The following is a 12,650-nucleotide window of genomic DNA, read 5'->3' as shown; positions in this document are numbered from 1 at the left end:
GTACACACTTCACTATGCCTCACAAGGCTTCGGGAACCACCCGAGTGCCGGGTGGTTCCCGAAGCGATCAGGATGCGCACCGTTTCGCGGGATCGAGCCACGTGCTGATGTTGTCCTTCGTGTACGGCTGGTAGTTGAACGCGGGATTGCTGATCTGCTTGCCGGCGATCGCGTCGTTCAGCAGCCCGACCATCGCCTGACCCCACTCGTAGCCCATGGTGTCGACCATGATGGTCAGTGCGCCGTCACGGACCTTGTCGGCCACGTCCACAGTGGCGCCGGCGCCGACACTGACCACACCGTTTCCGACCGGGATGCCTTGCTGCTTCGCCAGCTGTCCCGCGACTGCCGCGGTATTCGCGGTGATACCCCAGATGACGTTCGCGGTGGGGTATTGCAGCAGCAGGCTGGATGCCTTCTTCTGGATGTCGTCCGGCGTCAGGGTGAGACTGTCTTCCTTGCCGAGAATCGTGATCCCGGCCTTTTCGGCCGCCACCTTGAAGGCGTCCTGCCGCGGCGTCACACCGGACGCCGAGGGCGGCCCGCCGATCATGACGGCCTTCGCGCCGGAGGGGATGGCCTTGAGGATCGCGTCCACCGTCACCTGGGCGACAGCCGCCGGGTCTTCACCCACATAGGTCGCGTTGGGTGGGTTGTGGTCGGCGCCCACGAAGTCGACGACGGGGACCTTCTGGTCGTGCGCCCGCGCGTAGGAGGGATACATCGCCGCCTGGTTCACCGTGTGCGAGATGATCCCGGTCGCACCCTGGGTCATCGCGGTGTTGAACTGGTTGATCTGCTTGTTCTGATCGAGCGCGGCGTCGTACAGGAGCACCTTGTCGCCATGCTGCTTGGCGGCGCACTGCACGCCGAAGGTCACCGACTGCACGGCCGGGTCGGCCCCGAACGGCTGCAGATAGGCGATCGTGTTCGCACCACTCGCCGCGTCGCCCGATCCACACCCGGCAAGGGCGGCCACCAGCGCGGCCGACAATGCGGCATAGCCGAGATAATGCCGTTTTCCAGTCATTTCATTCCTCTCGAAAATGGATTTCGGTCGGCGTCGGTGACGACCTGACCAATTCCGGTGATGGCCCGCCCGATGGCCACGGCGTCGACGCCCCGCGGGAATTCCTCCACCACGCGACCCGAGTGCAGCGCGACGATCCGGTCGCTCAGACCCAGCAGCTCCGGCAACTCGGAGGCGACGAGGACAATGGCGGTTCCTCGTTCGGCCAGCTGGTGGATCAGGTCGTAGATCTCCCGCTTCGCGCCGACGTCGATGCCGCGGGTCGGCTCGTCGAGAAGCAGCACACCGGGCGCCGCCTCCAGCAAGCGGCCCAGGACGATCTTCTGCTGGTTTCCGCCGGACAGGGTGCCCGCCGCGTTCCGCGCATTGGGGGCCTTGAGGCGAACCCGCTCACGCATCGTCGTCACATGCCGCTCGCCACGGGCGTACGACGTCACGTGCGCGAGCCCGCGCCGCGCGGGGTCGAGGAGACTGGCGTTCTGCCGCACCGATTGACCCACCGCCAGGCCCTGGCGCCGGCGATCCTCGGGAACCAATCCGATGCCGGCGTCCATGGCCGCGGCCGGGCTGCCAATGCGCACCCGGCGGTCGCCACACGTCACCGTTCCCTGCCGGCGCCGCAGCCCGTAGATACTTTCGAGCAGGTTGCTCCGTCCACTGCCGACCAGACCGGCGACACCGAGAACCTCACCGGCGCGAACCCGCAGCTGGTACGACTCGCCCTTCGCCGTCTCGATGACACCGTCGACGGTGAGCATCACCGAACCCTGTTCGGCGGCGGGCCGGAAGAACTGGTCGCGAATGCTCCGCCCCACCATCAGCCGCACGATGCGATCGGTGTCCAGGGACGAGACCGGCGCGGTCTCCACATGCTCGCCGTCGCGCAGGACCGTGGCGCTGTCGCACAGTTCGAACACCTCGACCAGACGGTGGGTCACGAACAGAATCGCGGCACCCCGCTCGCCCATCCGCCGAATGATCGTGAACAGGCGCCGCACGTGGTCCTCGGTCAGGGACGCGGTCGTCTCGTCGAACGCGACGATCTTCGCGTCCTGTGCGATGACCCGCGCCACCTCCACAAGGTGCTGTTGATCCTGCGAAAGATCACCGACCCGCGCACAGGCGTCCAGCTCGATCCCCCACTCGTCGAGGATCTTCTGGGCGCGTGCGGCCGCCCGCCTGGACTTCAGACCCCGCAGGCCGGCGCGCCGCCGGTCGGACAGGAACATGTTGTCGGCGACCGTCATCTCCGCGCAGACCTCCGCGGTCTGCCCGACAACACCGACGGACGCCACCTTGCGGCTGGGCACGTCCCGTGGCGGCAGGACCACGTCGTTGACGAGGACGCTGCCGTGGTCCTGCGCGACCTCACCGGCGAGGATCCGGACCAGCGTGCTCTTACCCGATCCGTTCTCCCCGAGAAGGGCCCGGATTTCCCCGGGTTCCACCCGAAGTGAGACCCCGCGCAGTGCCCGGACACCGCTGAAGTTCTTGTCGATGGCTTCGAGATCGAGCATGTCAGGCCCGCTTCCTGAGCAGCTCGAGCCCGACCGCCGCGATCAGCACCACACCGGTCACAACTCCCTGCCAGAACGGTTCCACGCCGTTGAGGTCCAAGCCGTTCTGGACGAACGCCACGAAGGCGACGCCGAACAGGCTGCCGGTGAACGTGCCGCTGCCGCCTTGAAAAGAAGAGCCGCCGAGCAGCACTCCCGCGATGACGGACAACTCGAAGCCGACGCCGGCATTAGGGTCCGCCGACGCGCCGCGCCCCGCGAAGAGGATCGCGGCGATGCCGACGGTGAGCCCGCTCAGGGCGAAGACCAGGAGCTTCACCCGGCCGACCGGAATGCCCGCCAGCCGGGCCGCGACCGCGTTCCCGCCGATTGCCCGTACCGCATTGCCGAACTCCGTGCGAGACATGAGAAGGGCGGCGAGCAGGACGACGACGAACGCGATGGCGAAGGCGGCCGGGATGCCGCCCGGGGTCGCGTTGCTCATCCAGTTCACGACCGCCGCACCGGAACCCCGCAGGGGCTGCGGGATGCCCTTCGTCGGGATCTGGGCGGCCGACCGGAAGATGGTCAGCAAACCCAGTGTCACGACGAAAAAGGACAGTCCAACCTTGCCCACCAGGAACCCGGCCGTCAGCCCTGACGCCGCTCCGGCGAACGCGATCACCGCGAGCACCACGACGATCCCGGGTAAGCCGAGCCCCGAAATGCCGGCGAGCAGGACCATCGACAGGGCCATCAGGGAGCCGATGGACAGGTCCACATAGCCGAGCGTGATGAGCATCGTGGTGCCCGCCGCCATGACCAGGACCGGCGACATCCCGGTCAGCACCGATTCCAGATTGCGCGAGGTCAGGAAGAGCGGCTCCGAGGCGGAGAGCGCGATCACCAGGATGACGGTGGCCGTGACGATGCCGGCCCAGGGCGGGAGGGCACCGATCCTCGCCCGCACGGAGGCCGCGACGGACGCCTTGCCCGGGTGGCCGCTCTCGCCACTCCCGCCGATTTCGATCGCGCGATCTCGCACCTCGCTCACGGTCAACTCCTCCTTGAGTTCCCGGGTCAGGCCGCCACGCCGGCGCCCTGCCATCTCTCACCCAGATTGCATATTTTTCTGTGTGATGATGTGCATAACGTAGGAGGTGACTACAGTCACGTCAAGAGCGGTTTTGCTCGGCAACAGAAAGAGCCGGCGAAGCACTCTTCGCCGGCTCCTTCGTGGACCGGAACGACGACCACGCCCTCGCCGGCTGTCCCGGCGGGGCGTGGGCGATCACCTCTATCGCAGGGCGGTCAGGTTCGCACGTGCCAGCCCGCGTCCACGGGAATGAAGACTCCGGTGACGAAACGCGACTCGTCACTGGCCAGCCACAGCGCGGTATTGGCGATGTCCTCGGCTTCGACCCACGGGGTGGGCAGAAGTGCCAGTCCCCGCATCGTCTCCTTCACGTCCTCCACCGAGGGGTCCGGGAGGTCGGGCCGGAAGAGCCGCCAGGTGGCCTTGTTGTTGAGCAGTGGCGTGTTCGTGTTGCCGGGCAGGATGGCGTTGGCCCGGATGTTGAATTCGCCCGCTTCGTTCGCGAGTGCGCGCATCATCCCGACGACACCGTGCTTGGCCGCCACATAGGCGGACGTGTGCCGGATCCCCTGGATCCCGGCAAGCGAGCTCGTGAGCACGACCGAGCCCCCGCCGGACTCGATCAGCGCGGGGACGGCGGCCCGCACCGTCTTCCACACGCCCAGCAGGTTCACGTCGAGGACGGTCCGCCACACGTCCTCGTGGGTGTCCCACATCTTTCCGCGCTCGCCACCGATGCCCGCGTTCGCGCACACGGTCGTGAGGCCGCCGAACGCCTCCTTCGCGACATCGACTGCGGACTGCACGGCGTCGGCATCGCGTACGTCGGCGAGAACCGTCTCGATCCGTCCCCCCACGTCCTTGACGAGCGCGGCCGTCTCGTCCAGGTCTTCCGGGGTGGGCAACGGGTAGTCGATGTGGGCGTACGTCGTGCAGGCGTCCAGCGCGACCACGGCGGCACCTTCTTGCGCGAACCGCACCGCGATGGCGCGTCCCTGCCCGCGCGCCGCACCCGTTACGAGTGCCACCTTGCCGTCCAAGCGGCCCATCGGTGTGCTCCTTCTTCTCGTGGTTGATCAGTGGGCGGGTCGCCGGTCAGGACGGAGGCAACAGGATCATCCCGTGCGTGCCGCCATAGGCCCCGCCCGCGTTGTTGTCGAGATCATCGATGCGTTGCCGCGTCCGCACATCGACCACCGTCACGCGCCCGGTGGCGAGACTCGCCACCCACGCCGTGGAATTGTCCGGAGTCACCCGGATCGTCATCGGCAGCGCGTCCACGAGAACCGAGCCCACCAGGGACATGTCCTTCGTGGTGACGATGTTGAGCTTGCCGTCGTTGCGCGGCAACGTCTTCAGGTCGACGCTGGCTCCGGGCCGCTCCATGTTGTTCATGCAACTCGCGTAGAGCATTCCGTCGTGGCCGGCTCGCAGGCCGATCTGATAATCGTCCATTTCGATCTCGCCGACGATCTGGTTCGTCTCGACGTCGATCTTGACCAGGCGTGGCACCGGATCCGACGGATCGCGCCGCGGACGGAAGAAATGCCCGCTTCCGCCGAGGTCGACGTCCACCTTCATGCGCGGCGTGACCGCGTACACGAAGTCACCGTCCGGCGAGGCGTCGATCTCCTCCGCGCCACCCGGCACCTCGATCGATGCTTCGAGCCTGCGATTGACGAGATCGACGACGGAGATGATCGGCGCCTCCTTGTGCGTCACGAACACCTTCCGTCCCGGAACCAGTGCGAGCCAATGGCAGTTCCGGGCTTCGGTGGGAACATTGCCGACGATTTCGTGCGACTCGGCGTCGATCAGCACCACCCCGCGCCTGCCTTCGAAATCCTCGATTCCGGTGAGGATCAGATCGAGCTCGGGGTCGTATTCGACATCGTGCGGAGCGTAGTAGGGCGCGGCGTCGATGACCTTTTCCACCCGGTGGGTATCGACGTCCACGACGGTGATCTCGTGGCCCTTGGGCACATCCTGGTCGTAGACACCCTCGCGATAGGTGTGCGCGATGTACGCGCGCCGCCGCCGGGCGTCGTAGGCCATTTCGTGCGGCTCCGCGATCAGATCGGTGATCGTATCGAGCTTTTCACCGGTCCGGAGATCGAAGAAGTCCAGATTCTTCGCCGTGGAACTGGAAACCAGGAGCTTCCCGGCTGACCCGGTTGCGGTCATGATGCCCTCCCTGTCGCGAGCTATCAGATGTGGCGCCGCACACACCAAGCATTGTATACATAAACGCACACGACGCTGTCAATGCTCAGCGCCCGGCGAAGTTCGGTGTTTCCCGGCGCCGCGCGGCCTCGAGCCCGATGTTCGCGTCCTCCGTGGCCCACAGGCGTCGCTGCTCGGCGGCTTCCCACGTCATCGCCTGCTCGACGTCGCGGATCAAATCGCGCCTGAGCGTCGCGCGCACGGCCTGGACGGCGAGCGGTGCGCGGGCGGCGAGTCGCACGGCGAGGTCGATCGCGGCGTCGATGAGCCCGTCCGCGTCGGCGAGCTGGTCGGCCAGGCCGAGGCCCACAGCCTCCCGGCCGTCGACCCGCCGCCCCTCCATCAGCAGCATCAAGGCTTTCTGCGGGCCGACGAGGCGAGGCAACACGACGCTCAGCCCGAAACCGGGATGAAAGCCGAGGCGGGTGAAGTTCGCCTCCAGCCGCGTTTCCGGGGTGACGACCCGGAAATCGGCCGCGCATGCGAGGCCGAGCCCACCCCCGATCGCGGCACCCTGGACAGCGGCCACCACGGGCAGCGGCTGCTTGAAGATCCGGGCTCCCGCGGCGTAGGTACGGTCAGCCACCTCGCCTCGTTCTTCGACCGAAGACCCGATCGACGAGAAGTCGGCGCCGGCGCAGAAATGCCGCCCCGGCGAAGTCAGCACCGCCGCCCGTGCCCCCTCGTCGGCGGCCTGCTCCAGGCGGTCCGCGATGTGGTTCAGCAGTTCGACGGTGAAGTAGTTGCCCGGCCCGCCGGCGAACTCGACCACCGCCACGTGGTCAACCCGGGTCATGGTCACCTGGTTCACCGCTGCGCCGCCTCGGCCGTGTCGAGCCATACGTCGTCGATGAACATCGTCTGCCCTTCGTGTGGTTTCGCTGCGAGGTGCGCGTCGGCCTGCCGCCACCAGTGCAGTCGCTGGGTCAGGCTCGCCAGGTGGTACTCGCGGGTCATGCCGATCGCGCCGTGCACCTGATGCGCGCACCGGATCGCGACGCGGGCGAACTCGTTGCTCACGAGACGAGCCGCCCTGGCCGCCTGGGTGGCCTCCGTCGCCGCGGCGGCGCGGAACACCGACACGCGGGTGATGGCGGCCGCCTGCGCGAGCTGGATCAGGTGTTGCTGCACCGCGGGGAACGAATCGATCCGGACACCGAACTGGTGGCGCTCGGCCGCATAACCCCGAGTCAGGTCGAAGCAGCCGCGGATCGCACCGCCGAGCTGAGCCGCGCGCAGCAGGTTGGTCACCGTGACGAACTCGCCGTGCGCGACCGGTCCCGGCTCCCCCAGACCTTCGAGCGGGATCTCGACGTCCTGGGCGGGCTGTCCGGCCAGGTCGTATCGCGTGGTCGCGTCCGCGATCCAGGACGTCACCGGCCTCACGGCGGAAGCCTGCTCACTCCCCTCGATCACGAGGAGCTCGTCGGCGTGCGGCGCCCAGGTGAGCCCATCGATCGACAGCGCGGTTCGCCCGAGCTCCGCGGGCCCGACACAGATCGACACCCCGGGCCGGATACCGAGCCCAGCCTTCGCCCGCAGGTACTGCGCCAGCCAGTTCTCCACCAGGGGGATGGCCGCGGCGGCTCGGGCGCACTCGAACACGGTGGCCACCAGGTCGGACAGCGTGCCGCCGGGACCACCGTCGTCTTCCGGGATCCCGATCAACTGGAGTTCGGCGTCGGACATGGCCGACCACAGCTCGCTGTTGAACGGCGAGTTCTCTTCGGCCAGGTCCTGGTTCAGCGTCCGGACGAGGGCCACCAATTCGGGGTCGCCGGTCGAGATGGTCGTTTCGCTCATGACCGGATGTCCTTCGCGACGATCGTGCGCAGTACTTCGTTCGTGCCCCCGCGGATGGTCCACGACGGTGCGATCAGCAGCGCCTTGGCCAGCAGTGCCTCGTACTCGTCGGCGGCATCGGGTTTCGGTGTGCCGCCGAACGCGTCGCTCAGGAACCGGAGGCATTCCTGTTCGAAGGTGGTGCCGAGTTCCTTGACCAGCGCCGCCTCCACGACCGGCGAATGGCCGCTGTCCACCTGGCGGGCGATCGACAGCGACAGTCCACGCAGACCCCAGCACACGGCGGACAGGTACTCCATGGCAGCGCGGTCCGAGCGATCGCAGCGGCCGGACCACTCGTCCAGCAGCGGCATCAGCGACATCCACCGGTCGACGCCGCCGCGCTCCAGCGCGAGTTCACCGGTGTTCTGGGTCCACCCCTGTCCGACCGCGCCGAGCCGGCAGTCGTCCGGAACCCGCATGTCGTCGAAGTGAACCTCGCAGAAGTCCCGGGTGCCGTCGATGAATTCGATCGGTGCGACCCGAACGCCGGGCCGGTGCAGGTCGATGATGAACTGCGTGATTCCGTCGCGCTTGCCCGGTCCGGTCCGCACGGCCGCGAGGACATGGGTCGCGGTGGCGGCACCGCTCGTCCAGATCTTGCTGCCCGACACGACCCAGTCGTCGCCGTCCCGCACGGCTTTGGTCCGCAGCGCGGCGAGGTCCGAGCCGGCGTCCGGCTCGCTCATGCCGATGGAGAACGACAGCTCACCGGACGCGATCCGCGGAAGGAACTCGCCGCGCTGAGCGTCGGTGCCGTTGGCGAGGATCGAGGGACCCATCTGCCGGTCCGCGATCCAGTGGTACCCAACGGGAGCGCCCCTGGCGAGTAGCTCCTCTGCGACGACGAGCCTGTCCACGGCCGTCTTTCCCGACCCGCCGTACTCGGCCGGCAGGTACATGCCGATCAGCCCGCGCGCCCCCAGATCGGCGGAGAACTTCGCGTCCACGAGAGCGGCGATCCCGAGGCTCCGGCGGTAACCGCCCACGGGCAGCCGCTCATCGAGATAATCGGCGACCTCCTGCTTGAACCTCAGTTCGGCCGGCGAGAGGTCCGTGGGCGGGAACTCGGCGATGTGGCCCTTCCTGGCTGTCAACTCGCTTTCCTCCCAAGCCTTCCAGCGCAATGATTATACATTTGTGCGTGCCAGAAGTTATACCACAGGAGATTGCCCGTCCAGGCCGCCGCATGACACGATCGCGTATGCAGATCGGTATATACTCCGGCACGAGAGCTGACTCAAGCCGAACCAAGGTGGAGGCTCATGGCAGTCGAGAGTGGCGTCGAACGATGCCTGACCCGCATCCGGTCCATGGTGCTCTCCGGAGAACTGCTGCCCGGTCAGAAGGTTCTGCAGAAGGACCTCGCCGACACGCTGGGTGTCAGCCGCATCCCGCTCCGTGAGGCGCTGGCGCAACTGCACGCCGAGGGCATCCTCGACCATCGGCCCAACACCGGCTTCACGGTCGGCAGGTTCAACAGTGAAGATCTCGTGGAGATCTACCTGATGCGGCGCCTCCTCGAGACCGAGTTGATCCGCTCGGCCGAACTCGCGCTCGTCGACGTCGACCGGATGAAGGAGCTCAACAAGCACCTGTCGACGATCGATCCGCTGGCCGACCCGCTGGGCTTTCAGCGAGTCAACAAGGACTTCCACTTCACGGCCTTCGAAGCCTCACCGCTCGCGCGGGTCCGGGACGAGGTGAATCGTCTCTGGTACATGTCGGGCTTCTATCGTGCCTTCATCTTTTACGTCGATGATCGCGCGGAGAGCCTGTACGGCGAGCACGCCGGACTCATCGCGGCGATCGAGGACCGGGACCACGAACGGTTCGTCCGGCTCTCCGACGAGCACCGCCACCTGACCGAGATGACGGTGGTGCGCCGGCTGGGGCGCACCCGGCTTCCCGACAGCGCGCAGGTCGTCTGAACCTGGGTGGTCTTGCGAGTACCCAGGTTCAGGAGTGCCCCGGTCGCGCGACCCGCCGTACCTACCGGCCCTGAATAGCCGCGCCGGGATCTTCCAGTCTGGACACATGGTCTCCGATCCGCCCGCGCCGACGATCTCTTCGGCCACCTTCCGAGCGTCGCTCGGCGCCGTCCTGCTCGCTTCGTTCTTCCTGCCTTTCGCCGTGACCGGACCGGCGATCGTGCTGCCCGACATGGCGGCCGACCTCAACGCCTCGGCGGCCGGCACCCAGTGGGTGCAGAACGCCTACAACGCGATCTTCGCCGCGACCGTACTCGCCACCGGGAGCCTCGCGGACCGCTTCGGGCGGCGGCTCGTGTTACGCGCCGGCATCGCCACGTTCGGCCTGGCGATGGCGCTGATCGCCATCTCGCCCAGCATCGTGCTCATCGACGTGCTGCGCGGCATCCAGGGGCTCGCCGCCGGTGCCGTGGTGTCCGCCGGTTCGGCCGTGCTCGCGCACGCCACCTCCGGAGCGCAGCGGGTTCGTGTGTTCGGGTTGCTCGGCGCGAGTTTCGGTGGCGGCACGGCTGCCGGGCCGCTCATCGCCGGCGCGCTCGCGCCACTGGGCTGGCAGTCGATCTTCGTGGTGATCGCCGCCGGAGCCGCCATCGCCTTCGTCGCTTCCCGGTACACACCGCCGTCCAGCGACCCGTCCGCGGCCCGGCCGGACCTGCCCGGCATGGCCTGCTTCGGCGGCGCGCTGCTCGTGCTGTCGCTCGGGTTCATCCAGGCCGGCGAGGCCGGATGGTCGAACCTGTGGACATTGCTGGCTTTCGTGGCGACGATCGTGCTGCTCGGGTCGTTCGTCCTGGTCGAACTCCGCAGCAGCCACCCGATGTTCGACGTCCGCCTGTTCCGTAGTTCCGCGTTCACCGCGCTGATGTGCATGCCGTTCTCGGTGACGTTCGGATTGGCCGCGTTGAACGTGTTCCTCCCCGTCTTCCTGCAGAGCGGCGGCGCGAGCCCGTGGCGTGCCGCGGTCGAGCTGATCCCGATCGAGGTCCCGGTGCTGCTCGTGCCGCTGACGGCCCGGTGGCTGACGTCCCGGTGGTCGATGCGGACCTTGCTGGTCACGGGTCCGGTCCTGATCGCGGTGGGCAGTTTCGGGCTCATCGTGATGGACCGTGGCTCCTCACCGTGGGTGAACGCGTTGTCGCTCCTGCTCTTCGGCGTCGGGGTCGGCATCGCCTTCTCGGTGATGGACAACGCGGCGCTGAGCACGGTCCCCGTGGACAAGGCCGGGGCGGCGGCCGGAATGTTCAACACGATGCGGATCACCGGCGAGTCACTCGCGGTGGCCGCGACCGCGGCGGTCCTCATCTCGGTCACAGCGGCCCGCACCTCGACCGCCGACGCTGTCGCGGCGGTGCAGGGCCAGCACGTGCCGGAGCCCACCGGTCACGCGTTCGCCGACGCGCTGCACATCGTCGTCATCGGCCTGGGTGTGCTCGCGCTCATCGGCGCGATCCTGACCGCCTGGGCACTGCGCCCGGCCCGGGAGCACACCGAAGTCGTTTCAGGACAACAACTTTAGGAAGTCATCCATGACAGAAGACCAGCACGAATCGCACCCCGGGACCCGCGGTTCCGCCATCGTCGTCGGTGCCTCACTGGCCGGCCTGATGAGCGCGCTCACCCTGTCGCGCATCGGGATGCGGGTGACGATGCTGGAGCGTTCGACCCGCAAGGTCCGGACCGGCGCCGCGCTACCCGTGAGCGACGGGCTGCTGGAGCGCCTGACAGGCCGGCGTCCCGGTCGAGGAGCAGCCGTCGTCCCGTCAGGCGCCCAGGCCTGGGCTGACGTGCACGCCAGCCTTCGCGCGGCCGTGGAAGCCGACCCCAGGATTTCCCACCGTTCGCCGGCCCGTGTGACCGACGTGGGTCAGGACCGCCGATCAGCGTGGGCCGTGACGGACGACGGGGAGTCCCATCACGCGGACCTCGTAGTCGGTGCCGACGGCCACGCGAGTGTCGTGCGGCGCCACACCATCCCCGAAGCACCCGACGCGACCTTTTCCGGCTACGTGATCTGGCTGGGTCTGATCGACGAGCGCGAAATCCGGTCACGGCCGTGGTCATCGGATCTCGCGATCCTCTACGAACGGGATTACTGCCTCAACGCCTACTATCTGCCGGGAGCGGACGGGTCGGTCAGCCCGGGCAGGCGGCGACTCGGCTGGGGATGGTACGACTCCGGCCGCAACGACCTTTTACGCAAATGTGGCGCCGTGGTCGACGATATCGTCCAGCGCTCGCTTCGATCCGCCGACATTCCTGACGCGACTTTCGACGAACTCGCGGACGAGGCCAGGGAAATCTGGCCCAACCCGTGGCGGGAAGTCATCCTCGAATGTATTTCCCGGCGAGAGGTCATCGGCACGCCGATCGGTGAATACCTGCCGCGGCGACTCGTCTCCGGGCGGGTGTGCCTTGTCGGCGATGCCGCTCACCTGCCCTCACCGATGACGGGCAGCGGTTTCAGCGCGTCGGCGCAAGACGCTCTCGCCCTCGCCGAAGCGCTTGACGGCAAAGGAAATCGCAGCAGTATCCCCGAGGCACTGCGCCGATACGAGGCAAGGCGCCTGGACCCGGCTCGGCAACTCGTCCACTCGGGTCAGGGTTTCAGTCATTCGTTCGCGCCCCGTGGCGCGGCACAATGAGGTCCATGACGGTGGAGTCGGCGAGGGTGGTGACGTCGCCGATTTGGCGGTTTTCGGCGACGTCGCGGAGGAGGCGGCGCATGATTTTGCCGGAGCGGGTTTTGGGGAGTTCGGCGACCATCATGATTTGGCGGGGTTTGGCGATGGGGCCGATTTCTTTGGCGACGTGGTTGCGGAGGTCTTGCACGGCTTGTTCACCGCCGTCGGCGGCGTTGCCGCGCAGGATGACGAACGCGACGATGCCCTGCCCGGTGGTCGGGTCGGTGGCGCCGACCACGGCGGCCTCGGCGACGGTGGGGTGGGAGACGAGGGCGGATTCGACCTCGGTGG

General features: G+C 67.7%; 11 protein-coding genes and 1 pseudogene. 3 read left to right on the top strand and 9 right to left on the bottom strand.

The window, feature by feature from the left end:
- Positions 1-67: 67 nt before the first annotated feature.
- The 8 genes from LOZ83_RS18740 to LOZ83_RS18705 all read right to left on the bottom strand — a co-directional run bounded on the left by LOZ83_RS18740 (position 68) and on the right by LOZ83_RS18705 (position 8,784).
- Complete coding sequence (locus LOZ83_RS18740) at positions 68-1,030, bottom strand: sugar ABC transporter substrate-binding protein (RefSeq protein ID WP_236792130.1); 963 nt, start codon at positions 1,028-1,030, stop codon at positions 68-70.
- On the bottom strand, positions 1,027-2,547 hold the full coding sequence (locus LOZ83_RS18735) for a sugar ABC transporter ATP-binding protein (RefSeq protein ID WP_236792129.1): 1,521 nt from the start codon (positions 2,545-2,547) through the stop codon (positions 1,027-1,029). Before LOZ83_RS18735 ends, LOZ83_RS18740 begins: the two co-directional genes overlap by 4 nt.
- 1 nt (position 2,548) lies before the next feature.
- Positions 2,549-3,580 (bottom strand): ABC transporter permease, encoded by a 1,032-nt coding sequence (locus tag LOZ83_RS18730; protein WP_236792128.1) that lies wholly within the window; start codon positions 3,578-3,580, stop codon positions 2,549-2,551.
- A 257-nt stretch (positions 3,581-3,837) separates the two neighbouring features.
- On the bottom strand, positions 3,838-4,671 hold the full coding sequence (locus tag LOZ83_RS18725) for a mycofactocin-coupled SDR family oxidoreductase (protein ID WP_236792127.1): 834 nt from the start codon (positions 4,669-4,671) through the stop codon (positions 3,838-3,840).
- Positions 4,672-4,717: 46 nt separating this feature from the next.
- Complete coding sequence (locus tag LOZ83_RS18720) at positions 4,718-5,806, bottom strand: YncE family protein (protein ID WP_236792126.1); 1,089 nt, start codon at positions 5,804-5,806, stop codon at positions 4,718-4,720.
- Positions 5,807-5,891: 85 nt separating this feature from the next.
- Positions 5,892-6,641, bottom strand: coding sequence for an enoyl-CoA hydratase/isomerase family protein (locus tag LOZ83_RS18715; RefSeq protein ID WP_236792125.1), 750 nt, complete (start codon positions 6,639-6,641; stop codon positions 5,892-5,894).
- 11 nt (positions 6,642-6,652) lie between these two features.
- Positions 6,653-7,648 (bottom strand): acyl-CoA dehydrogenase family protein, encoded by a 996-nt coding sequence (locus LOZ83_RS18710; protein ID WP_236792124.1) that lies wholly within the window; start codon positions 7,646-7,648, stop codon positions 6,653-6,655.
- Positions 7,645-8,784, bottom strand: coding sequence for an acyl-CoA dehydrogenase family protein (locus LOZ83_RS18705; protein ID WP_236792123.1), 1,140 nt, complete (start codon positions 8,782-8,784; stop codon positions 7,645-7,647). The genes LOZ83_RS18710 and LOZ83_RS18705 overlap by 4 nt, the downstream gene beginning before the upstream one ends.
- 168 nt (positions 8,785-8,952) lie before the next feature.
- Between LOZ83_RS18705 and LOZ83_RS18700 the strand changes: the two genes are divergently transcribed.
- From LOZ83_RS18700 to LOZ83_RS18690, 3 genes are all read left to right on the top strand, one after another.
- The gene (locus LOZ83_RS18700; RefSeq protein WP_236792122.1) at positions 8,953-9,618 is read left to right on the top strand and encodes a GntR family transcriptional regulator; all 666 of its coding nucleotides are present in this window, start codon (positions 8,953-8,955) and stop codon (positions 9,616-9,618) included.
- A 106-nt stretch (positions 9,619-9,724) separates the two neighbouring features.
- Positions 9,725-11,194: an MFS transporter gene (locus LOZ83_RS18695; protein ID WP_236792121.1), complete on the top strand. Its 1,470-nt coding sequence runs from the start codon at positions 9,725-9,727 to the stop codon at positions 11,192-11,194.
- A 10-nt stretch (positions 11,195-11,204) separates the two neighbouring features.
- Positions 11,205-12,320, top strand: coding sequence for an FAD-dependent monooxygenase (locus LOZ83_RS18690; RefSeq protein WP_236792120.1), 1,116 nt, complete (start codon positions 11,205-11,207; stop codon positions 12,318-12,320).
- Here LOZ83_RS18690 and LOZ83_RS18685 read toward each other — a convergent pair.
- Positions 12,283-12,650 (bottom strand): annotated as a pseudogene (locus LOZ83_RS18685) (acetyl-coenzyme A synthetase); the annotation flags it as partial. The gene LOZ83_RS18690 and the pseudogene LOZ83_RS18685 overlap by 38 nt on opposite strands.

The organism is Amycolatopsis sp. GM8 (genome assembly GCF_021653975.1).
GTDB lineage: Bacteria > Actinomycetota > Actinomycetes > Mycobacteriales > Pseudonocardiaceae > Amycolatopsis_E.
Note: the sequence above shows the minus strand (reverse complement) of the source record. Positions and strands in the feature narration are given on the sequence as shown.

Coding starts and splice junctions, on each gene's coding strand:
- LOZ83_RS18725 (WP_236792127.1), bottom strand. CDS start 4,671: ATGGGCCGCTTGGACGGCAAGGTGGCACTCGTAACGGGTGCGGCGCGC.
- LOZ83_RS18715 (WP_236792125.1), bottom strand. CDS start 6,641: ATGACCCGGGTTGACCACGTGGCGGTGGTCGAGTTCGCCGGCGGGCCG.
- LOZ83_RS18695 (WP_236792121.1), top strand. CDS start 9,725: ATGGTCTCCGATCCGCCCGCGCCGACGATCTCTTCGGCCACCTTCCGA.
- LOZ83_RS18700 (WP_236792122.1), top strand. CDS start 8,953: ATGGCAGTCGAGAGTGGCGTCGAACGATGCCTGACCCGCATCCGGTCC.
- LOZ83_RS18735 (WP_236792129.1), bottom strand. CDS start 2,547: ATGCTCGATCTCGAAGCCATCGACAAGAACTTCAGCGGTGTCCGGGCA.
- LOZ83_RS18720 (WP_236792126.1), bottom strand. CDS start 5,806: ATGACCGCAACCGGGTCAGCCGGGAAGCTCCTGGTTTCCAGTTCCACG.
- LOZ83_RS18690 (WP_236792120.1), top strand. CDS start 11,205: ATGACAGAAGACCAGCACGAATCGCACCCCGGGACCCGCGGTTCCGCC.
- LOZ83_RS18710 (WP_236792124.1), bottom strand. CDS start 7,648: ATGAGCGAAACGACCATCTCGACCGGCGACCCCGAATTGGTGGCCCTC.
- LOZ83_RS18740 (WP_236792130.1), bottom strand. CDS start 1,030: ATGACTGGAAAACGGCATTATCTCGGCTATGCCGCATTGTCGGCCGCG.